The organism is Streptomyces sp. 71268 (genome assembly GCF_029392895.1).
Classification (GTDB): domain Bacteria; phylum Actinomycetota; class Actinomycetes; order Streptomycetales; family Streptomycetaceae; genus Streptomyces.
The window spans coordinates 6,387,769-6,407,843 of sequence record NZ_CP114200.1 but is presented as its reverse complement, the minus strand read 5'-3'; the positions used below and the strand labels follow the sequence as shown (position 1 = coordinate 6,407,843).

17 protein-coding genes are annotated in these 20,075 nt (G+C 73.0%); 6 read left to right on the top strand and 11 right to left on the bottom strand.

Annotation, left to right across the window (positions count from 1 at the left end):
• Positions 1-32: 32 nt before the first annotated feature.
• From OYE22_RS25510 to OYE22_RS25500, 3 genes are all read right to left on the bottom strand, one after another.
• Positions 33-497 (bottom strand): hypothetical protein, encoded by a 465-nt coding sequence (locus OYE22_RS25510; RefSeq protein WP_277322571.1) that lies wholly within the window; start codon positions 495-497, stop codon positions 33-35.
• On the bottom strand, positions 497-817 hold the full coding sequence (locus OYE22_RS25505; RefSeq protein WP_277322570.1) for a hypothetical protein: 321 nt from the start codon (positions 815-817) through the stop codon (positions 497-499). Before OYE22_RS25505 ends, OYE22_RS25510 begins: the two co-directional genes overlap by 1 nt.
• A gap of 230 nt (positions 818-1,047) precedes the next feature.
• Entirely contained in the window at positions 1,048-2,226 is a 1,179-nt protein-coding gene (locus tag OYE22_RS25500) for a helix-turn-helix transcriptional regulator (RefSeq protein ID WP_277324318.1), read from the bottom strand.
• A 69-nt stretch (positions 2,227-2,295) separates the two neighbouring features.
• On the opposite strand from OYE22_RS25500, the gene OYE22_RS25495 reads away from it, so the two are divergent.
• Together OYE22_RS25495 and OYE22_RS25490 are read left to right on the top strand one after the other, a co-directional pair.
• Positions 2,296-3,273: an XRE family transcriptional regulator gene (locus OYE22_RS25495; protein WP_277322569.1), complete on the top strand. Its 978-nt coding sequence runs from the start codon at positions 2,296-2,298 to the stop codon at positions 3,271-3,273.
• 166 nt (positions 3,274-3,439) lie between these two features.
• Positions 3,440-4,174, top strand: a complete 735-nt coding sequence (locus OYE22_RS25490; RefSeq protein ID WP_277322568.1) for a DsbA family oxidoreductase — start codon at positions 3,440-3,442, stop codon at positions 4,172-4,174.
• A gap of 152 nt (positions 4,175-4,326) precedes the next feature.
• Here OYE22_RS25490 and OYE22_RS25485 read toward each other — a convergent pair whose 3' ends face one another.
• The 3 genes from OYE22_RS25485 to OYE22_RS25475 all read right to left on the bottom strand — a co-directional run bounded on the left by OYE22_RS25485 (position 4,327) and on the right by OYE22_RS25475 (position 8,200).
• On the bottom strand, positions 4,327-5,373 hold the full coding sequence (locus OYE22_RS25485; protein WP_277322567.1) for an endonuclease/exonuclease/phosphatase family protein: 1,047 nt from the start codon (positions 5,371-5,373) through the stop codon (positions 4,327-4,329).
• Between the two features lie 347 nt (positions 5,374-5,720).
• Entirely contained in the window at positions 5,721-6,332 is a 612-nt protein-coding gene (locus tag OYE22_RS25480; protein WP_277324317.1) for a TetR/AcrR family transcriptional regulator, read from the bottom strand.
• 179 nt (positions 6,333-6,511) lie between these two features.
• Positions 6,512-8,200 (bottom strand): MFS transporter, encoded by a 1,689-nt coding sequence (locus tag OYE22_RS25475; RefSeq protein WP_277322566.1) that lies wholly within the window; start codon positions 8,198-8,200, stop codon positions 6,512-6,514.
• A 344-nt stretch (positions 8,201-8,544) separates the two neighbouring features.
• Here OYE22_RS25475 and panB point away from each other — a divergent pair, with 344 nt between their 5' ends.
• The 3 genes from panB to OYE22_RS25460 all read left to right on the top strand — a co-directional run bounded on the left by panB (position 8,545) and on the right by OYE22_RS25460 (position 11,655).
• Entirely contained in the window at positions 8,545-9,474 is a 930-nt protein-coding gene (panB, locus tag OYE22_RS25470) for a 3-methyl-2-oxobutanoate hydroxymethyltransferase (RefSeq protein ID WP_277322565.1), read from the top strand.
• Between the two features lie 283 nt (positions 9,475-9,757).
• The gene (locus OYE22_RS25465) at positions 9,758-10,795 is read left to right on the top strand and encodes an ATP-binding cassette domain-containing protein (RefSeq protein WP_277322564.1); all 1,038 of its coding nucleotides are present in this window, start codon (positions 9,758-9,760) and stop codon (positions 10,793-10,795) included.
• Complete coding sequence (locus tag OYE22_RS25460; protein ID WP_277322563.1) at positions 10,792-11,655, top strand: ABC transporter permease; 864 nt, start codon at positions 10,792-10,794, stop codon at positions 11,653-11,655. Before OYE22_RS25465 ends, OYE22_RS25460 begins: the two co-directional genes overlap by 4 nt.
• 141 nt (positions 11,656-11,796) lie before the next feature.
• Here OYE22_RS25460 and OYE22_RS25455 read toward each other — a convergent pair whose 3' ends face one another.
• The gene (locus OYE22_RS25455) at positions 11,797-15,804 is read right to left on the bottom strand and encodes a BTAD domain-containing putative transcriptional regulator (RefSeq protein WP_277324316.1); all 4,008 of its coding nucleotides are present in this window, start codon (positions 15,802-15,804) and stop codon (positions 11,797-11,799) included.
• A gap of 422 nt (positions 15,805-16,226) precedes the next feature.
• Between OYE22_RS25455 and OYE22_RS25450 the strand changes: the two genes are divergently transcribed.
• Positions 16,227-17,045 carry a site-2 protease family protein gene (locus OYE22_RS25450; protein ID WP_277322562.1) on the top strand — a complete coding sequence of 273 codons (819 nt, stop codon included), beginning with the start codon at positions 16,227-16,229 and terminating at the stop codon, positions 17,043-17,045.
• A 38-nt stretch (positions 17,046-17,083) separates the two neighbouring features.
• Here the strand turns inward: OYE22_RS25450 and OYE22_RS25445 are convergent, their stop codons facing one another.
• The 4 genes from OYE22_RS25445 to OYE22_RS25430 form a co-directional block, all read right to left on the bottom strand.
• Positions 17,084-17,317 (bottom strand): hypothetical protein, encoded by a 234-nt coding sequence (locus tag OYE22_RS25445; protein ID WP_277322561.1) that lies wholly within the window; start codon positions 17,315-17,317, stop codon positions 17,084-17,086.
• 121 nt (positions 17,318-17,438) lie between these two features.
• Complete coding sequence (gene npdG, locus OYE22_RS25440; protein WP_277322560.1) at positions 17,439-18,167, bottom strand: NADPH-dependent F420 reductase; 729 nt, start codon at positions 18,165-18,167, stop codon at positions 17,439-17,441.
• Between the two features lie 57 nt (positions 18,168-18,224).
• Complete coding sequence (locus tag OYE22_RS25435) at positions 18,225-19,073, bottom strand: carbohydrate ABC transporter permease (RefSeq protein ID WP_277322559.1); 849 nt, start codon at positions 19,071-19,073, stop codon at positions 18,225-18,227.
• Positions 19,070-19,993: a sugar ABC transporter permease gene (locus OYE22_RS25430; RefSeq protein ID WP_277322558.1), complete on the bottom strand. Its 924-nt coding sequence runs from the start codon at positions 19,991-19,993 to the stop codon at positions 19,070-19,072. Before OYE22_RS25430 ends, OYE22_RS25435 begins: the two co-directional genes overlap by 4 nt.
• Between the last annotated feature and the right edge of the window lie 82 nt (positions 19,994-20,075).

Sequence of the window (20,075 nt, the reverse complement as noted above, 5' to 3'; positions counted from 1 at the left end):
CGGGCGGGGCCGCCGCGCGGAGCAGTCGGACCTCAGCCCCCGGCAACGGGCTCGCCACACCACAACGTCGGAGGCTGCCCGCCTCGCACGCGGGCGCGCAACGCGTGGACCAGAGCGGGCTGCTCGGCCTCTTCCAGTGGCGTCCACACCAGGTGGGACCGGCCGCATCCGCCACACGGCGGAAGCGTCTCCGTGGACAGCGTTCCGCCGTCGAGCACCAGCACCATCTGCTCCACGCCGCCCTCGCGCCCCGACGGCCGTTGGTCGACGGCCAGGAGCGGGGGCGGCTGCGCCGGGGCCCGTAACCCCAGGGCCGCCGTCACCCGTGCCGCAGCCTGCCGCAGCGGCTCGTCGGGGCGCAGGATGACCCCGGGCGGGCCCGCCTCGCCGTCCCGTACGACCTGGAGTACGCGAGGCCAAGCACGGCTGACGTCGAGCGGGTTGAGCGGGTCGGCCGGCTGCCACACAAGCAGGGTGACCCACGTCTGCCGAGTCATCAGGGCGCCGCCCCACCCGCGATCCGGGCCATCCCGGCGCACTCCTCCGGGCTCCGGTCATCGAAGGTGCACAGCCCCGCCGAGTTGCACCCGTTGGACCAGAACCAGCCCTCGACCGTGGTGCGCTCTACGCGCCGCGCGTTCGGGCACAGCACGTCCTTGCGGAGCGCGTCGGGGTCGAAGAGGGCGAGTTCGTACGCGCGTTGGAAGTCGGTATCGGTGGCCGGCGCCCACACGCCATCGGCCCGCAGGAAGAACCGCAGCGCCACCCCCTTGACGATGACACGATGCGTGCCTTCGAAGACGAGGTGTTTCAGCATGGCGCCTCCGGCGGGGGTCGGAGGTGTGGCGCCTGCGGCGAGGGCGGGATTGTGGTTCATCGGGCCGCTCCCCGGCAGTGCGGCCGGGCACCAACGTGGTCGATCATGCGTGAGTCAGCTCCTCAAGAAGTGACTGGATGGAGTCCCGCCTTGAGCCTGCTGACACATAGGGCCAGAACTGCCATATCCCGATGACAGTTCTGGCCCTAGCCGTAACGCAGCGTGAGTGGTTACCAGCCCAGCCAAGCTCCGTAGTTGTTGAACGAGTTCGACATCCGGCGCTTCGCCGCTTCGAGCCCCGCGTACGTCTCGCGCACCGTCGGGTGGTACCGCGTCTGCTGTGGGGCTAGCTTGCGCGCCTTGACGAGGCTCTGGAACGAGGCGTCCGCCTGCCCGGTCCACATCTGCGCCCGGGCCAGTTCCGCGTAGTGGTGTGCCAGCCGCGACGGTGGCCAGCCCTCGGGAAACGCCACGGCCTTGGCCGAGGAGACGGCCTCGGGGTACAGGTCCAACTCGGCGAGCACGCTGACGCGGTGGACTTCGACGTTGGTCGGCCCGAAGGAGAGCCAGTGGACCTTCTCCGCGTGGCCCGTCCGCGTGGCGATGCGCTTCGCCTCCGCCAGGTGTTCCTCCGCGGTGTCCTGGTCCTTGTCGCGCCCCGCGAGGACCGCCGCCCCGAGGTGCAGTTGTCCCTGGAGCACGTCCTTCACCCGCCCGGGCTCCGCCTGGTCCAGTACGCCCATGCCAAGCGCGATGAGGCGTTTGCCAGTTCGGTAGTCACTGGCCCGGAAATAGGCCAGGGCACGCAGGTACTGCCGCATCCCGCTGAGTACCGGATCGGAGGCCCGCTGCGCCGCCCACTCCAACCGGTCGAGCGCCACACTGCACAGATCCGGAAAGCCGAGCTTGGTTGTGATGTCGTACGCGGTGCGGTACAGGCTCGCGAGCACCGTCCACGCCTGCGTGCTCGGGTGGGTGTGTGCGGTCGTGGTCGTCTCGTGCAGGAGCGCTGGGAGGTCCGCCGCCACCCGCTTGATCTCGGTGGCCCGAACCAGCGCACACAGTTGGTCGGCGGCCTCGCTCAACTCAGCCAGGGGCCGAGGGGCGACGTCCGGATCGGGGCCCAGGTCGTAGATGTTGAGGGCCTCGCGAATGGGCTGTATCAGTCCGTCGAGCTGATCCTGGCGCAGCTCCTCCAGATACGGTTGACCCGTCAGCGTCGTCACGGAGATCGACAGGGCGCGCGCCAAGGCTCCCAACACGGAGGGGCTGGCGGGCATGCGGTTCTGCTCGACTTTCGTCAACGTCGAGTAGCTGACGGCGGACAGATCAGCCAGGGCTCGCTGCGTCAGACCGCGAATCTTCCGCTCGCGGGCGATGCGGGCGCCGGTGGTGGTGAGGATGGGCATGGCCACAGGGCATCTTCCTCCTTGGGGAAAACGTACCGCGTGGGGCTGGATGGGCAGGGGGATCAGCTGATGACGACCCCCGCCGGTGGCCCCCCACCCTTCACCGACTCCCCCCTCCGCATCAGCGACACCCGGGGAGCCGACTTCGCCGAGGCCATTCGGCAGGCGTCCCAGCAACTCGTCGCGCTGGACAACGGGCCGCTCGGTGTGCCCGTGGCCGAGCCGGCCGTACGGGCGTTCCGGATAGTGCGCGACCGGCTCGACCGCGCCGACTACGACCCACGACACGGGCGTGACATCCGTTCCGCGGCGGCGGAGTTGGCCGAGGTGGCCGGGTGGGCACTGTTCGACGTCGAGCAACACGCCGCCGCGCGGCGAGCCAACCAGACGGCCCTGGCTCTGGCCCGAGAGGCCGGCGACGCGAGCATGGAACTGCTGATCCGGCAGAACATCGCGATGTGCGGCGAGTGGACGGGGAACCACCCCGAGGCGTTGGCCGTCACGCGAGGTGTGCTGGCGCAGGGTGCGCTTTCGCCCCGCGTGGAGGCCATCTTCCGGGTCCGGGAGGCCAAGGGCCTGGCCGGGTTGGCGTACACCACGGAGGCGCTCCAAGCCCTGTCGGCCGCCCGTTCGCTGCTGGAGGACGGGACGCGCGAGAGCGACCCGTACTGGGCATGGTGGGTGACGCCCGAGGAGATCGACGGGCATCTGGGGCACGTGTTCCAGGACGCCGGTCGTACGGGCGAGGCCATCGAGGTTTTCCAGCGGGTGGTCAACGGTCCGGCGACGGTGCCGGTTGGCCATGCGGGGATGAGCGACGCGCGCCTGCTCGACTGCCTGCTCCGGGAGCGCGCCTGGCGCGACGCCGACGCGCTCACCCACCAGGTCATCGCGGCCGTGCGGGCACGCTCGTCTCAGCGCGTCCGCTCCTCCCTCGGGCGGACGGCGGAGCGGGGGCGCAGGCACCGCGACGCGCCCCCCAGCCTGCGTGACGCCCTGACGCACCTCGCCGACATGGTGGGCACGCACCCTCTCGACTTCGCGTGAGGGGCCGACCCCGTCGGGCCCACGGTGAGCGGCCTCACTCTGGGAGGCGCCCCCACTCACCCCCGGGAATACTCGGTCGCGCGGTCTGGTTGTCACCAGGAACGCTTGAATGTTCAAGAGCATGTCAAGGCAGCAGCGGATCAGTGCGGCAACAAGGAGTAGCCCAGTGAAGGTCGAGATCTACAGCGACATCGCTTGCCCGTGGTGCTACGTCGGTAAGACGCGCTTCGAGCAGGCGCTGGCCGCGTACCCGCAGGCGGACCAGGTCGAGGTGGTCTACCGGCCGTTCCAGCTCGACCCCGGCGCCCCGGAGGAGCCGTTGCCGCACCGTGAGGTGCTGGCGGCCAAGTACGGGCCGCAGTCCGTGCAGATGGACGCGCGGATCACGGAGCTGGGCGCGGCCGAGAACCTCGTCTTCGACTTCGACACGGTCGTGGAGAACAACTCGCTGCTGGCCCACCGGCTGCTGCGGTACGTGCTCGACACGTACGGGAGCGAGGCCCAGGCGCGACTCAAGGGGCGCCTCCTGGCCGCGCACTTCGGCGAGGGGATGGACATCGGCGACCGCGCGCAGCTCGCCGACGCCGCCGTCGCGGTCGGGCTCGACCGCGACCCGGTCACCGAGTTCCTGGACGGCGACGAGCTGCACGATGAGGTGCTGGACGAGATCGAGGTGGCCCGCGCCCGTGGCGTCACCGCCGTGCCCACCTTCGTGTTCGAGGGGCAGTGGGCCGTCCAGGGCGGCCAGGAGGCGGACACCTTCCTGCGCGTCTTCGAGCAGGTGGCCCGGGAGACGGCCGGTGCCGCGCCCGCCGCCGCCAGCCAGGACGCCGGCGCGGGCCAGGCGGGCCAGGGCGGCGCCGCGTGCGAGGGCGACGCGTGCGAGGTTCCGCGCGACTGAGCGGCGGCGGCCCGGACGGTGCGGGGCGGCGGGGCGGGCGTTCCACGCGACCGCGCCGCCCGCGCGCGGCACCCGGTCCGCCCGCACGCCCGGTTCGCCCGCGCGCCCGGCTCGGCTCGGCCCGGCGGCCAGGGAGGCCGGGAAGGCCGGCGCTACAGGTTGACCGACGCCGCCACCGGCAGGTGGTCGCTGCCCGTCTCCGGCAGGGTCCACGCGGAGACGGGTTCCACGCCGCGCACCAGGATCTGGTCGATGCGGGCCATGGGGAAGGACGCGGGCCAACTGAAGCCGAAGCCGTCGCCCGCCGCGCCCTGCGCGGAGCGCAGTTGGGAGGTGACGGGGGCGAGCGCGCGGTCGTTCATGGTGCCGTTCAGGTCGCCGAGGAGGATCACCTTGTCCAGGCGCTCGTGGGAGATGGCCTTGCCGAGGGTCTCCGCGCTGTCGTCGCGCTGGCCCGCCGTGAACCCCGCGTCGAACTTGACCCGCACCGACGGCAGATGTGCCACGTACACCGCCACCTCGCCCTTGGGCGCGGCGACCGTGGCCCGCAGGGCGCGGGTCCAGCCCATCTTGATGTCCACGGCCCGCGCGTCCTTGATCGGGTACGCGCTCCACAGGCCGACCGTGCCCTTGACGGTGTGGTACGGGTACGCCGACTTGAGCGCCCGCTCGTAGGCGGGCAGCGCGTCGGCCGTCAACTCCTCCAGCGCGACCACGTGCGCGCCGGACGCCGCCACGTCCCTGGCCGTGCCGGCCGGGTTGGAGTTGTCCGCGTTGACGTTGTGCGTCACGACGGTGAGGTCCCCGCCGGAACCGGACTTGCTGGTCAGCAGGCCACCGAAGAGATTCAGCCATACGATCACCGGCAGCAGCAGCGCCACCAACGCGCTGGCCGACCTGCGGAACAGCGCGCAGGCGAGCAGCACCGGAATGGTCACCATGCCGATCCACGGCAGGAACGTCTCCAGCAGGCTGCCGAGGTTGCCGACGTCGTTGGGGACCTGCGCGTGCAGGATCATCAACAGCGCCAGCAGCACCGCGAATCCCGCCACCACCAGGCCGCGCCGCCAGACGTCGCGCCCCCGCCAGCCGTTGACCAGGCGACGCCCCCGGGAACCGATCAGGCGACGCACCCGGGAGCGGACCGGTCCGGGTTCGTCCCGGTCGTGCCCGGTCTCTTCCGCGTACGCCTGCGCCATGCGTCGTCCTCACTAGCTCACCGGCCCGCCACCGCCTAGACCATAGGCGATGACCAGGTCGTTTCCCGACGCCCCGGGTGGACGTCTCGAAAGGGAGGACGAGTGACGGGCGGGCCCGGGTTCCGCCGCGCGGGCCTGAGCCGGGCGCTGTGACACGACAGGCACAAATCGGCGTACGTGCCGGCCGGCGCCGTGGGAGCGCGGACGCGGCGGGCGCACACGGGTGGCCGCCGGCCCGGTCCGTGACCACCGCCATGGCTGGCCGAAACCTGCCCAACGCGGAGGGTCACCCGCGACCCACCGGCCTCACCCGTCAGTGCGAAGCCTCGCGGCCCCGTCCGTCACACTCAACCGCGCGGACGGACCCCGTCCAGCACCGTGTCGACGATGCGTTCCGCGAGCCCGTCGGGCAGGTCCATCCACTCGTGCAGGAGCATCCGCGAGAGCATCGGGCCGACGAAGAGTTCGGCGAGGAAGTCCACGTCCTGGTCGGCGCGGATCTCGCCGCGCTCGACGCCGCGCCGCAGGACCGCGCGCAGGAACTCGGTCCGCTTGTGCACCACCGTCTCGTGGTACGTGCGCCACAGTTCCGGATACGCCTTCACCTGCGTCACCACCGTGCGCAGCAGCGCCGAGTGCCGCTTGGCCAGGCCGCGCTGGCGGAGGAACTCCAGCAACCGCACCAGGTCGTCGCGGACCGACTCGCCCACGGGCGCCGGCGGGTCGGCGTCGAGGGCGCGCATCACGTCGAGTATCAGCGCGGGCTTGCCCGACCAGCGGCGGTAGACGGTGGCCTTGCCGACGCCCGCCTCGCGCGCGATGCGCTCCATGGACAACTCGCCGACCGTGACGCCCTCTTCGAGGAGGCGCAGCACGGTCTCGATGATCGCCGTGTCGGCCGCCGCGCTCCGTGGCCGCCCCCGCCGCTCCCCCGGCACCACCGGGGCCGGCAGGCCCACGGGGCACTCCGTCGCGGCGGGGTCGACCGAGGGCGTCGTACCGCACGGCGCCCCGCCACCCGACGCCTCGGCCCGCGCGGCACCGCCGGCCCCCGAGGGGGCCGCCACTTCGGCGGGCCCCTCCCCGGGTGCGGGGTCGGGCCGGTCGGACGCCCGCTCGACGTCGGATGGCGTGGGGATCACCGGTGTGCCTCCAGCGTGTTCGGCTCGTCCTGTCCGCGCTCCGTGGCGCCGCCGGCCGCGCCCGCGCCGTCCGCCCGCGCGGCCGACTCCTCACCGGCCCCCTCGCCGGGCGTCTGGCCGGGCCCCGCGCCGGCCTTCTTGCCGGGCAGGAACACGGCGACGACCAGCGCGCCGAGCAGCGCGACGCCGGCCGCGCTGAGGGCGGTGACGTGCATGGCGTGGATGAACGCGTCGTGCGCCGGCTCGACCAGCGCCCTGCCCTGCTCCCCCATCCGCTGCACCGCGCCGAGCGTGGCCTCGATGGACTCGCCGGCGGTGTGCCGCTGGGCGTCGGAGAGGCCGGGTACGGCGGCGAGTTCGTCCTCGATGTCGTTACGGTACGTGGTCGACAGCAGCGACCCCAGGACGGCGACCCCCAGGGCGCCGCCGACCTGCCGGAACGTGTTGTTGAGCGCGGAGCCGGAGCCGGCCTTGTCGCGCGGCAGGGCCTGCATGATCGCCACGGTGACGGGCGGCATGATGTGCGCCATGCCCGCGCCCTGGAGGAAGAAGAGCACCTCGAGGACCCAGATGGGGCTGTCGGTGTCGAGCAGCAGGAAGCCGGCGAGGGTCCCCGCGACGACCAGCATGCCGCCGGTGCACACGGCGCGCGCTCCGAAGCGCTCGACCACCAGGCGCGAGCGTGGGGCGAAGAGCAACTGCGCCACGGCCAGCGGCAGCAGCAACAGGCCGGACTCCAGCGGGGTGTAGCCGCGCACGCTCTGGGTGTAGAAGACGATGAAGAACGTGACGCCCATGAGCGCGAAGAAGACCAGCGCGATGGCGGCGATGGCGGCCGAGAAGGCCGGCTTGCGGAAGTAGCTGACGTCGACGGCCGGGTGGTCGCTGCGCTTCTCGTGCCAGACGAACAGCGCCAGCACCAGCACGCCCAGGCCGATGGTGCCGAGCACCTCGGGGTCGGTGAAGTCGGCCAGCTGGCCGCCCTTGATGATCCCGTAGACGAGCGAGATGAGCCCCACGATGGACAGCAGCACGCCGATCGGGTCGAGGCGGCCGGGCTTGGGGTCGCGCGAGTCGGGCACCAGGACGACCATCGCGATCAGGCCGACGATCACGACGGGGACGTTGACGAGGAAGACCGAGCCCCACCAGAAGTGGTCGAGCAGGACGCCGCCGGTGATCGGGCCGATCGCGATGGCGAGGCCGACGGCGGCGACCCAGATGCCGATGGCCTTGGGCTGCTCGTCGCGCTCGAAGACGTTCATCAGGATCGCCAGCGTGGCGGGCATCACCAGCGCGCCGCCGAGGCCCATCACGGCCCGGTAGGTGATCAGTTCGCCGGGCGATCCGGAGAACGCGGCGAGCACCGAGCCGATGCCGAACACCAGCATGCCGGCGAGCAGGACCTTCTTGCGGCCGTACCGGTCACCGCACAGGCCGGCGGTGAAGAGCAGCCCGGCGAAGACGAGGGTGTAGGAGTTGATCGCCCATTCCAGCTCGCTCTGGGTGGCGCCCAGGCCGGTCGGCTCCGGCGACGAGATGGTCTTCATGGCGACGTTGAGGATCGAGTTGTCCAGCACCACGATCAGCACGCTGAACATGAGGACGACGAGGATCGCCCACCGCCTGCGGTGGATCGCCTCGGGCACGGTGCGGACCGTGGCTATGTCGGAAGGTGTTGCCATGGCGCCCAGGCTACGGCTATTTCGATACGAGACCGTCTCGTATTGGAAAGTCTTTACGTAGCGCCACGAGCGGATGATCAACTTCCGGACCGGCTTTCGGCCAGGCTCCGGCGTGGGCGCGGGAGGGACCGGGCGGTCGCGTGGACACCGCGTCGGCGCGGTGGCGGCGCGCTCCCGGTGTGGGCGCGGCCCGGCCCCGCCCACCGCTGTCCAGATGGCGGGCGTGACGCGTGGGACGAACGAGGGCGGACGACCCTTCCGCAGCACGTAGGCCGCGTGCCAGCATGGAGGCGGTCCAGGGACGCCGTGAGGGCGCCTTGAGATGACGAAATCGGAGCCATGTCATGACGACGCATGCCTCGCAACAGGCTGCACACACCACACCAGCCACACCCGTCACACCGGCCGCGCCCGCCGCCGCACCGGGCACCGGCGCGCCCGCGAGCGACAAGGCGCTGTACGGCGGCAAGGGGACCCGGCGGATCACCGTCCGGGACATCGCGGCCGCCAAGGAGCGCGGCGAGAAGTGGCCCATGCTCACCGCCTACGACGCGATGACCGCGTCGGTCTTCGACGAGGCGGGCATCCCCGTCATGCTCGTCGGCGACTCGATGGGCAACTGCCACCTCGGCTACGAGTCCACCGTGCCGGTCACGATGGACGAGATCACCATCCTCTCCGCGGCCGTGGTGCGCGGCACCAAGCGCGCCCTCGTCGTCGGCGACCTGCCCTTCGGCGCGTACCAGGAGGGCCCCGTGCAGGCCCTGCGCAGCGCGACCCGGCTGGTCAAGGAGGCGGGCGTGGGCGCGGTGAAGCTGGAGGGCGGCGAGCGCTCGGCCGACCAGATCGAGCTGCTCGTACGGTCCGGCATCCCGGTGATGGCGCACATCGGCCTCACCCCGCAGTCCGTCAACGCCTACGGCGGCTACCCGGTCCAGGGCCGTGGCGAGGAGGCGGCCGCGCAGTTGCTGCGGGACGCCAAGGCCGTACAGGACGCGGGGGCGTTCGCCGTCGTGCTCGAACTCGTACCGGCCGAGCTGGCCGCCGAGGTCACGCGCTCGCTGCACGTGCCGACCGTGGGCATCGGCGCGGGCGCGGAGTGCGACGCGCAGGTGCTGGTGTGGACGGACATGGCGGGCCTGACCGGCGGCCGGGTGCCACGGTTCGTGAAGCAGTACGCGCGGTTGCGCGAGACCCTCGGCGACGCCGCCAGGTCCTTCGCCGACGAGGTCGTCGGCGGCACCTACCCGGCGCCTGAGCACGCGTTCCGCTGAGGCGCCGCACGCGCGACAGGGTCGGGCCGGGCCCGGGTACCTCACCCGGGCCCGGCCCGAACGTCGCGGCGCGCGCGGCGGCGGTCGGGCTCAGCGGCGACCGGCCCCGGAGTGGCCGAAGTCGATCGGTTGTAAGCCGACCGGGGTTTGATTCTGACGAAAGCACAAACGGCAGGTCAGGGCCTGGGCGGAGGAACGGTCGACAGCCCGCCGACACGCGGGTGTCGGCTGGCCGTCGGTGGCCTGTAGGTCGATTGTCAGTGGTGTCTGAGAGCGTTGCGCCATGACGCGTTCGCAAAACTCACCACACGAGACAAGTCCCGGCCGTGGCAACGCGGTCGAGGTACGGGGGTTGGTCAAGCACTACGGCACGACCAAGGCGCTCGACGGCGTCGACCTCGACGTCAAGGAAGGCACCGTGCTCGGTGTCCTCGGTCCCAACGGAGCGGGCAAGACCACGCTCGTGCGCTGCCTTTCCACGCTGGTCGAGCCGGACTCCGGCAGCGCCCGGGTGGCCGGCTTCGACGTGCGGCGGCAGCCGCGCCAGCTCCGCCGGGCGATCGGCCTCACCGGGCAGTACGCGTCGGTGGACGAGAAGCTCTCCGGCTGGGAGAACCTCTACATGATCGGGCGGCTGCTCGACCTGTCGCGCCGCGCGGCCCGCAAGCGGGCCGACGACATGCTGGAGCGGTTCTCGCTGACCGAGGCCGCCAAGCGGCCGGCGAGCCAGTACTCGGGCGGTATGCGGCGCCGGCTCGACCTCGCCGCGTCGATGATCGGCAACCCCCAGGTGCTGTACCTGGACGAGCCGACGACCGGCCTCGACCCCCGCACCCGTAACGAGGTGTGGGAGGAGGTGCGCCGGATGGTCGGCGACGGCGCCACGGTGCTGCTCACCACGCAGTACATGGAGGAGGCCGAGCAACTGGCCAACGAGCTGACGGTCATCGACCGGGGCCAGGTCATCGCCGGCGGCCAGGTGGCCGAGCTGAAGGCGAAGGTCGGCGGCCGGACCCTGCAGATCCGCCCGGCCGACCCGGAGCAGTTGCACCGGATGGTCGGCGCCGTGGCACAGGCGGGCCTCGAGGGCGTCGCGGGCGCGCGCGCCGACGAGGCCGAGGGCCTGGTCAGCGTGCCGATCGTCAGCGACGAGCAGCTCACGGCGCTGGTCGGGCTGCTCAGCCAGCGCGGCTTCACCATTTCCAGCATCGACACCCATCTGCCCAGCCTGGACGAGGTGTTCCTGGCCATCACCGGCCGCAAGACCTCGGACGCCGAGCAGGGCCAGGACCAGAACAAGCTTGAGGAGGTCGCCGCATGAGCGCGGCAACCATCACGGCTCCGGACAAGGCTCCGGACCAGCAGCGCGGCCCGACCGGCAGGACGTCCGACGACGCCCGGATCGGCCTGCGCGGGAACCTGCGCCACATCGGCGCCCTGGCGCGCCGCAACGTGATGCAGATCAAGCAGGACCCGGGGTCGATGGTCGACGCCATGCTGATGCCGATCATCTTCACGCTGCTGTTCGTGTACGTCTTCGGCGGCGCGGTCGGTGGCAGCCTCGGCGGCAACCGCGACGTGTACACCAACTACGTCATCCCGGGCCTGCTGGCCATGGGTGGCCTGAACATCGCCATGTCGGTGGGCACCGGCATCAACGACGATTTCAGCAAGGGGGTGATGGACCGCTTCCGCACGATGCCGATAGCCCGCTCCTCGGTGCTGGTGGCCAAGCTGATAGTCGAGGGCGGCCGGATGCTGGTCTCCTCGACCATCCTGCTGCTGGTGGCGTTCATCATCGGCTTCGACCTGAAGACGGGCCCGCTGGAGCTGCTGGCCGCCGCCGGTCTCGCGCTGGCCTTCGGCACGTCGCTCACGTGGATCTTCATGCTGCTCGGCCTGTCCATGAAGACCCCGCAGGCGGTGCAGGGCATCGGCTTCCTGATCCTGATGCCGCTGCAGTTCGGGTCCTCGGTGTTCGCCCCGACCGGGACGATGCCGGGCTGGTTGCAGGCGTTCACCGACTACAACCCGCTGTCCAACCTCGCGGACGCGGTCCGTGCCCTGCTCAACGGCGAGGGCGCGGTGGCCGACCCGGTGTTGGCCACGCTGGCCTGGTCGGTGGGGATCACCGTGGTGATCGCCCCGCTGGCGGTGCGCAAGTTCCGCACGAAGGTCTGAGCCGTGACAGGGCCGGCCAGTCTCCCGACCGGCGGCCGCGGGGGTAGGACACCCGGCGGCCGCGCGGGGGACGTCGGGCGCCGCACGCCGCACACCGCGGCGCGGGGGCCGAGCCGGTGGCCTGCCTCGGTCAGCGACGCGTCAGATCAGGGCCGCGGCCTCCGCGAGGGAGAGGCCGCGGCCCGCCGCGTACTCCCGCTCGTACCGCGCCTCGGCCAGTTCGGCCCGGGCCGAGCGCTCCGCCTCGGCGCGCTCCGCCTGGTGCGTGCGGGCCAGGCACACGCCGGGCGGGAAGAGCGCGTCGTGGGCGCCGATCAGCCGGGCGGCCACGCGCGCCCGGTCGGTGCCGCCGAGCGCGGTCAACGCGTGCGCGCCCGTCACCAGTTGGGCGACCGGCACCTGCGGCGCGACCAGCCAGCCCACCGCCGACCGGGTCTTGGCCAGGGCGCCCCGCAGCCGCCGCAGGGCCTCGGCCGGCCGACCCTCCAACGTGTCCAGCCAGGCCAACAGGCCCTCCATGATTCCCTGGAAGAGCTCGTGGCTGCGGCCGCCGAACTCGGTGAGCTGGTGCTCGAAATGGGCGCGCGCCTCGGCGTAGCGGCCAGCTTCGGCGCACCACACGGCGTAGTGCAGGCGCGCGTACGACACGGCCTCGGTGTTCGTGCGCTGGCCGTCGGTCATGATCTGGACGAGCATCTGCACGCCCTGCTCGGTCTCCCGCGGGCTCGCGGCGCGTTTGATCATCACGCCGGCGAGCCGCGCCCGCAGCAGCCACACCTGTGTCTGCGCGCCGAGCCGCTCGGCGTAACCGATCGCCTCCTGGTAGTCGGCGGTCGCCGCCGCGTACTCACCGCGCTCCTCACGCGCCGCGCCGCGGCCGGACAGCGCCTCGGCCGCGCCCCACGAGTCCCCGAGCCGCGCGAAGATCTCCAGGCTCTCGCCGATGTCCCGGTCCAGGCTCGTGGGGTCGAAGTGCTGGGCGGCGAGCACCTTGGCCCGCAGTTGCAGCATGAACGCCAACTCCCACGGGTCGCCGATCTCCCGGCCGGCCCGTACGGAGGCGTCGACGATCTCGCGCAGGCTCGCGGAGTCGCCGACGACCAGCGGCGCGATGAACCACAGCAGGCCCGGCAGTCGACAGGTCTGCGGCAGCCCCGGCCGGTACGCCGCGACCACGCCGCGCAACTCCCCCCGGGAAGCGGGGTCTTCGAGTCCGCGCAGGTCGCCCTCCAGGAGGGCGAGCCCGATGAGACGCACGCTGCGCCGCGCCTCCCACAGTTGGTCGGGCGGCATGGGCGGCGGCGCGTCGGTGGCCCGCGCCAGCAGCGGCGGCGCCGGCGTGACGGGCGCCTGGAACGGGTTGGGCCCCAGCTCCGTCACGGCCGCCGCCCAGGTGCGCAGGTCGGCGCGGTGATCCCGGAGGTGCCAGAACCAGTTCAGGGACAGCACCAGACACAGCCCCTCCTGCTCGTCGCCGGCGGCGACGGCCCGGCGCAGGGCGGTACGCAGGTTCTCGTGCTCCAGTTCAAGCCGCCACAACCAAGCGACCTGCGCGGCGCCGCGCAGCAACGGGTCAGCGCGGCGGGCGAGTTCGCGGTACGCGACCAGGTGCCGGCGCTCCACGGCCACCCGCTCCCCCGCCTCGTCCAACCGCTCGGCCGCGTACTCGGCGACCGTCTCCAGGAGCCGGTAGCGCATCCCGTCGTCGTACGCCGGATCGCCCCGCCCGCCCGCGCCCGACCCGGGCGCTCCCGCGTCCCGGACCGCCCCGCGCCCGCCCGTCGGGGAATGCGGGCCGGGCGCGCCGGCGTCCGGGGCGCCCGGCCCGCTCGCCTCGGCGGGGGCCGCGACGACCAGCGACTTGTCCACCAGGGAGCCGAGCAGGGCCGCGACGTCGCGCGGGTCGACGCCCGCGTGCGCACCGCTGCCCGCGCCGCCGTTCGCGGCGGTGACCGGTTCGCCGGGCCCGGCGGGGTCGTCGGCGCACACGGCCTCGGCGGCGGCCAGGTCGCAGCCGCCGGCGAAGACGGACAGCCGCCGCAGTACGGCCCGCTCCCGCGCGTCGAGCAGGTCCCAGGACCAGTCCACGACGGCCCGCAGCGTCTGTTGCCGTGGCAACAGGGTGCGGCTGCCCGTGGTCAGCAGCCGGAACCTGTCGTCGAGCCGGTCGGCGAGCTGTCGGGGCGAGAGCAGCCGCAGGCGCGCCGCGGCCAGCTCGATGGCCAGCGGCAGCCCGTCGAGGCGGCGGCAGATCTCCGCGCACGCGGCCAGGTCGTCCTCGACGCGGAACCCGGGCCGGGCCGACGCGCCCCGGTCGGCCAGCAGCCGCAGCGCGACGGGCTGCGGCAGCGGCTCGACGGAGCGTACGACCTCGCCGGGCACGGCCAGCGGCTCGCGGCTGGTGGCGAGCACGGTGACGCCGGGGCAGTGCGCGACGAGCGTCTCGGCCAGTTGGGCGGCGACCTCGATCACGTGCTCGCAGTTGTCGAGGACGAGCAGCATGCGGCGGGCCGCGCAGTGTTCGGTGAGCCGGGTCAGCGGGTCGAGCGCGGTCCGTTCGGCCGCGGCGTGCAGCCCCTCGGCCGCGGTGCTGCGGATGACGGTCTCCCGCGCGCCGAGCGTCGTCAGAACCGTCTCGACGACCGTGTCGGGGTCGTGCGCGGGGGCGAGTTCGGCGAGCCAGGCGCCGTCCGGCCAGTCGTCGGCGACGCTGGCGGCGGCCACCTTGGAAAGCCGGGTCTTGCCGGAGCCGCCCGGCCCCAGCAGCGTGATGAGCCGGTGCGTGCCGAGGTCCGCGCGCAGCGCGTGCAGGTCGCGCTCGCGCCCGACGAAGCTGGTGAGCGACGCCCGCAGGTTGCCCACCGGCCGGCCACCACCGGGGGCGGCCGGCGCGGCGGGGGTCACGGGCGGATCGGCGGTGGCGGCGGGCGCTCCCGGGGGTGCCGGCACGGTGGAGGGCACGGGTGGGTGCACGGTGCCGTGCACGACAGGGCGCCCGGCCGACCCGGGGCCCGTACCCGCGCTGACGGCCGCGTGCGGGCGCGGGTCCGTCCACGCGACCGGGCCCGTACCCACGTCCGGGCCCGCGCTCGCGGCCGGGGCGTCGCGGTCCGCCGACTCGTCGCGGTCCGACGGCTCCCCGGGGCCGGGCAGCGGGTCGTGGCCGGTCACCGGGGAAGGGCCGGTGAGCTGGCCGGGGGCGGGCCAGCCGGCGGCGCGGCCGGGCGAACCGTTCTCGGCGGCGGTGCCGCTCGGGTCGGCGGGCCCGGCCTGTCCGGTGGGTCCGCTCCGGTCGGACGGCTCGGGCGGGCCCGCCGGGATGCCGGGCCCGCTCCGGCCGGCGCGGTCGGGCCGGCCACCGGGGCCGGCCGGCCAGCTCCCGTCGGTCGGGGCGCGGCCGGCGTCCGGGGTGAGGAGTTCGGCGTGGAGCGCGCGCAGTTCCGGTCCCGGGTCGGTGCCGAGGCGGTCGACGAGTTCGCGGCGTACCTGTTCGTAGGCCGCCAGCGCCTCCGCGGCGCGGCCCGTGTCGCGCAGGGCGCGGATGCGCAGCGCGTGCAGCGGCTCGTCCAGCGGGTGGGCCTCGCACAGTTCGGTGAGGGCGGGCAGGGCGTGGGCCGCGCGGCCGAGGGCGAGGTCGGCCCGGGCCCGGTCGCGCCGCGCGTCCAGGTGCCGCGCCTCGGCCCGCGCCGCGGACGCCGTACGGCTGGGCAGGTCGGCCAGGGCCGGGCCGCGCCACAGTGCCAGGGCCTCGTCGAGCAGGGCGGAGGCCCGGCCGGGGTCGCCGTCGGCCAGCGCGCCGGAGGCGTCCCGGGCGAGTCGTTCGAAGCGGAACAGGTCGATGGAATCCGGGTCGGTCTGGAGCAGGTAGCCGCCGTCCACGGAGAGGATCGCCGCGCGTCCTATGGCCTTCCGCAACCGGCCGATCAGGGCCTGGAGCGCGCCGCTGGCCTGCCGTGGGGCGCTGCCGGGGGCGCCGGGCTCCGCGTCCCAGACCTCGGCGATCAGGGCGTCGGCGGAGCACACCCGGCCGGGGCGCAGGGCGAGCGCCGCGAGGAGCGCACGCAGACGGGCGCCGCCGAGCGCGACGAGGGTGCCGTCGTCGTGATGGGCCTGGGTGGTGCCGAGTATGCCGTAGCGCACGCCGTCCATTGTGGTCGACGGCCAACTGCCGACGTTCACGGGTCCTCGTTCGTCAGCCTGGAAGCGGCGCTGCGCGCCGGGGCGTTGTCGCATTCCTCCGAAACCTCCCGCAAGCCCTTCCGCGGCGCGCTCCCCGTGTCCTCGTCCCCGTCCTCGGCTTCGGCCCGCGCACGGCGCGACCCGCCGCCGCGCCGGCCGGGCGCCGCACCCCGCGCCCCCGACATCCCCGTTGCGTGTACCCACGGGCCCACTCTGCCTGGAACCCCGTGCCCGTCGCGCGTCGTTTTCGCCGCGTCGGGCCCCGCCCCCGACTACCGTCGGCCCGGGACACCGCCGCGCGCGGGCCCCGCGCCACCCCGTCCGGCCCTGACCTGCCCTGTCCGGCCCTGAACCGCCCACTCCCTTCGCCCGCATCCCTGGAGCCGCGTCCGATGACTGCGCCAGCCACCCGCCGTGACCTGCGTGTCAGCCCCGTCTTCCTGGCGATCGTGGCGGTCATGGGGGTCTCGGGTTGGGCGGTGTGGACCGAGGCCGCGGGCGGCACCGGGTTCGCGGTGTTCCTGTTCGTCGTCTCCGGCTGGGTCGTCTCGCTGTGCCTGCACGAGTACGCGCACGCCCGCGCGGCGCTGCACAGCGGCGACCTGTCGATCGGGGCGAAGGGCTATCTGACGCTCAACCCGCTGCGGTACACGCACCCACTGCTGAGCATCGGGCTGCCGCTGCTGTTCGTGGTGCTCGGCGGGATCGGGCTGCCGGGCGGCGCGGTCTTCATCGAGCGACACCGCATCCGGGGACGGTGGCGACACAGCCTGATCTCGGCGGCCGGGCCGCTGACGAACGCGCTGTGCGCGCTGCTGCTGACCGCGCCGTTCTGGCTCGGCTGGCTGGACGGCGCGCCGCCGGAGTTCCGGGCCGCGCTGGCGTTCCTGGCGCTGCTCCAGGTCACCGCGGCGATCATCAACGCGCTGCCGGTGCCGGGCCTGGACGGCTACGGGGTGATCGAGCCGTGGCTCTCACCCGGGGTGCGCCGGCAGGCGGCGCCGTTCGCGCCGTTCGGGCTGCTGGCGGCCTTCGGGTTGCTGTGGATTCCCGAGGTCAACCACGCGTTCTTCGACGCGGTGGACGCGATCCTGCGGGCGCTGGGGGTGTCGGAGTTCGAGACGCGGTACGGCCTGGACAGCTTCCGCTTCTGGCAGGAGCAGAAGGAGGACTTCGACTGGTCCCCCACCTGGCAGCAACCCACGCGGTGAGCGCCTGCCTGCCGTGAGTGCCTACCTGTCGTGAGCGCCTACCTGGGAGGCAGCCCGCCGAGCCCGCCCTGCGCGGCGGCCCGCTCGGTGCGCACCTTGCGCAGGTAGATCCACCACAGGTTGCTGGTGAGCCCCGCCAACAGGACCCACACGACGCCCAGCCAGCTCCCCTTCACGAAGGACACGACGGCCGCGGCGGTGGCGAAGGCACACACGACGAGCGCGTACAGGGCGATGCGCCGGGCGGGGTCGGGCTTGGACTGGGCGGACATGCGATGGCTCCTGCGGGGCGGGGGTGTGTCCCCGCCATTGTCCCCCACCCGCGCGCGGCGCCGGGGCCGGGTGCGCCGCCCCGCGCGCTGGTCGCGGGGCGCGCGGGGCGGGCGGGGGTGCTCAGACGTCCGTGACTCGCAGGCCGGCGTGCGCCTTGTAGCGGCGGTTGACCGAGATGAGGTTGGCCACCAGCGACTCCACCTGGTGCGCGTTGCGCAGCCGGCCGGCGAAGACGCCGCGCATGCCGGGGATGCGGGCGGCCAGCGCCTGCACGGTGTCGGTGTCGGCGCGGCGCTCGCCGAGTACCAGCACGTCGGCGTCGATCTCGGCGATGTCGGGGTCCTGGAGCAGCACCGCCGACAGGTGGTGGAAGGCGGCGGTGACGCGCGAGTCGGGCAGCAGCGCGGCGGCCTGCTGGGCGGCGCTGCCCTCCTCGGGCTTGAGGGCGTAGGCGCCCTGCTTGTCGAAGCCGAGCGGGTTCACGCAGTCGACGACGAGCTTGCCCGCGAGTTCGGCGCGCAGCGCCTCCAGCGTCTTGGCGTGCCCGTCCCACGGCACGGCGACGATCACGATGTCGCTGCGCCGCGCGCACTCGGCGTTGTCGGCGCCCTCGACGCCGTGGCCCAGCTCCTCGGCGGCGGCCCGCGCGCGCTCGGCGGCGCGGGAGCCGACGATCACCTTCTGGCCCGCCTTGGCCAGCCGGTAGGCGAGCCCGCGGCCCTGGTCGCCGGTGCCACCGAGGACGCCGACCACCAGGCCGGACACGTCGGGCAGCTCCCACGGGTCCTTGGCCGGCGCCTTGCCCCCGGCCGGTGCCGGGGCCTTGCTCGTGTCATCAGGAGAAGTCATACGGCGATCCTGCCAGCCGCGCGCCAGCCCGGCCTTACTGGCCGGTAGTGTCGCGGCTCACGTCTTGACGCTGCCCTCGGCCAGGCCGGTGCGCCAGTACCGCTGGAGCACGCCCATCAGCACCATCAGCGGGATGACGGACATGAACGCGCCGCCGACCGTGTACTGGTACAGCTCCGGCGCCCGGTCGGCGTAGCCCTGCCAGCCGACGAGGCCGAGTTGGACCGGGTACAGGTCGGAGTCGTTGAGCATGACCAGCGGCAGGAAGAAGTTGTTCCAGATGTGGACGAACTGGAAGAGGAAGACGGTCACCAGGGCCGGGCTCATCAGCCGCAGCACCACCGTGCCGAAGATCCGCGTCTCGCCCGCGCCGTCGATCCTGGCGGCCTCCAGGAGCGAGTCCGGTACGGCGGCCGAGGCGTAGATCCGGCAGAGGTAGACCCCGAAGGGGCTGACGACGCTGGGTACGAGCACCGCCCAGTACGTGTTGGCGAGGCCGATCTCGCTGAACAGCAGGTAGAGCGGGAGGGCGAGCGCGGTGCCGGGGATGAGCACGCCGGCCAGGATCACGTTGAAGATCGCCTCTCGGCCACGGAAGACGAACTTGGCCAGCGCGTAGCCGGCGGCGGCCGACAGCAGGGTGGCCGCCAGCGCGCCGACGCCGGCGTACAGCAGGCTGTTGAGCATCCAGGTGACGTAGATGCCGTCGTCGTAGGTGAGGACGTCGCGCAGGTAGTCGACGGGGTGCGGATTGGCGAACCAGAAGCCGAAGGTGCCGAAGAGGTCGCCGGTGTCCTTGGTGGCCGAGACGGTGAGCCAGTAGACGGGCACCAGGAAGTAGATGGCGGCGACCGAGAGCAGGGACAGGGTGATGATGCGGTGCCGCAGCGGCGGTTGCTGACTCACTTGCCGTCCCTCCCGTCCCGGGGGCCCCGGCCGACGAGTTTGAGGAATCCGAACGACAGCACGCAGGCGACCAGCGCGAGCAGGACCGCCTCGGCCGCCGCGATGTGCTGGTTGTTGCTGGTGAACGCCTCGTTGTAGGCGTGCAGGTTGGGCGTGTAGCCGGAGTCGATGGAGGTGCTGAGCGGGCGGAGCACCATCGGCTCGGCGAACAGTTGCAGGGTGCCGATGATGCTGAAGACGGTGGTGAGCACCAGCGCCGGCTTGATCAGCGGCAGCTTGACGTGCCGGACGATCTGCCAGGCGTTGGCCCCGTCGATCCGCGCGGCCTCGTACAGGTCGCCTGGGATGGCCTTGAGCTGGGCGATCAGCACGAGCATGTTGTAGCCGGTGAACTGCCAGGTGACGATGTTGGCGATGGACCACAGGACGGCGTCCCGGCCGAGGAAGTCCACTTGCCAGCCGGCCGAGTCGGCGATCTCCACCAGCGGGCTGATGCCGGGGACGTAGAGGAAGCCCCACAGGATGGAGGCGATGACGCCGGGGATGCCGTACGGCAGGAAGAAGGCGGTACGGAAGAAGCCGACCCAGCGCGCGGACGCGGCGTCGAGCAGCAGCGCGAGCGCGGTGGCGAAGACGAGCATGACCGGCACCTGGACGATGCCGAAGAGGAGCACGCGGCCGAAGCCGTTGATGAACCGTTCGTCCTCCAGCGCGTGGCCGTAGTTGGACAGGCCGGCCCACACCTCGTTGGTCGGGCCGCCGATGCCCAGCGGCGCGGGCCGCTCGACCTTGAGCAGGCTCTGGTAGATGGCGTAACAGATGGGCGCGATGAAGCAGAGCAGGAACACCGCGAGGAACGGCAGCAGGAAGCCGAGGGCCGCGCGGGCGTTGCGGGCCTCGGTGCGGGTGGGTCGCTTCACGTTGCGGTACTCCTATCGACCGGCAGTCCGGCGGGGTCTGCGGGCGGCGCGCGGACGGCCGGGGTCACGCGCGTGGGAGCGG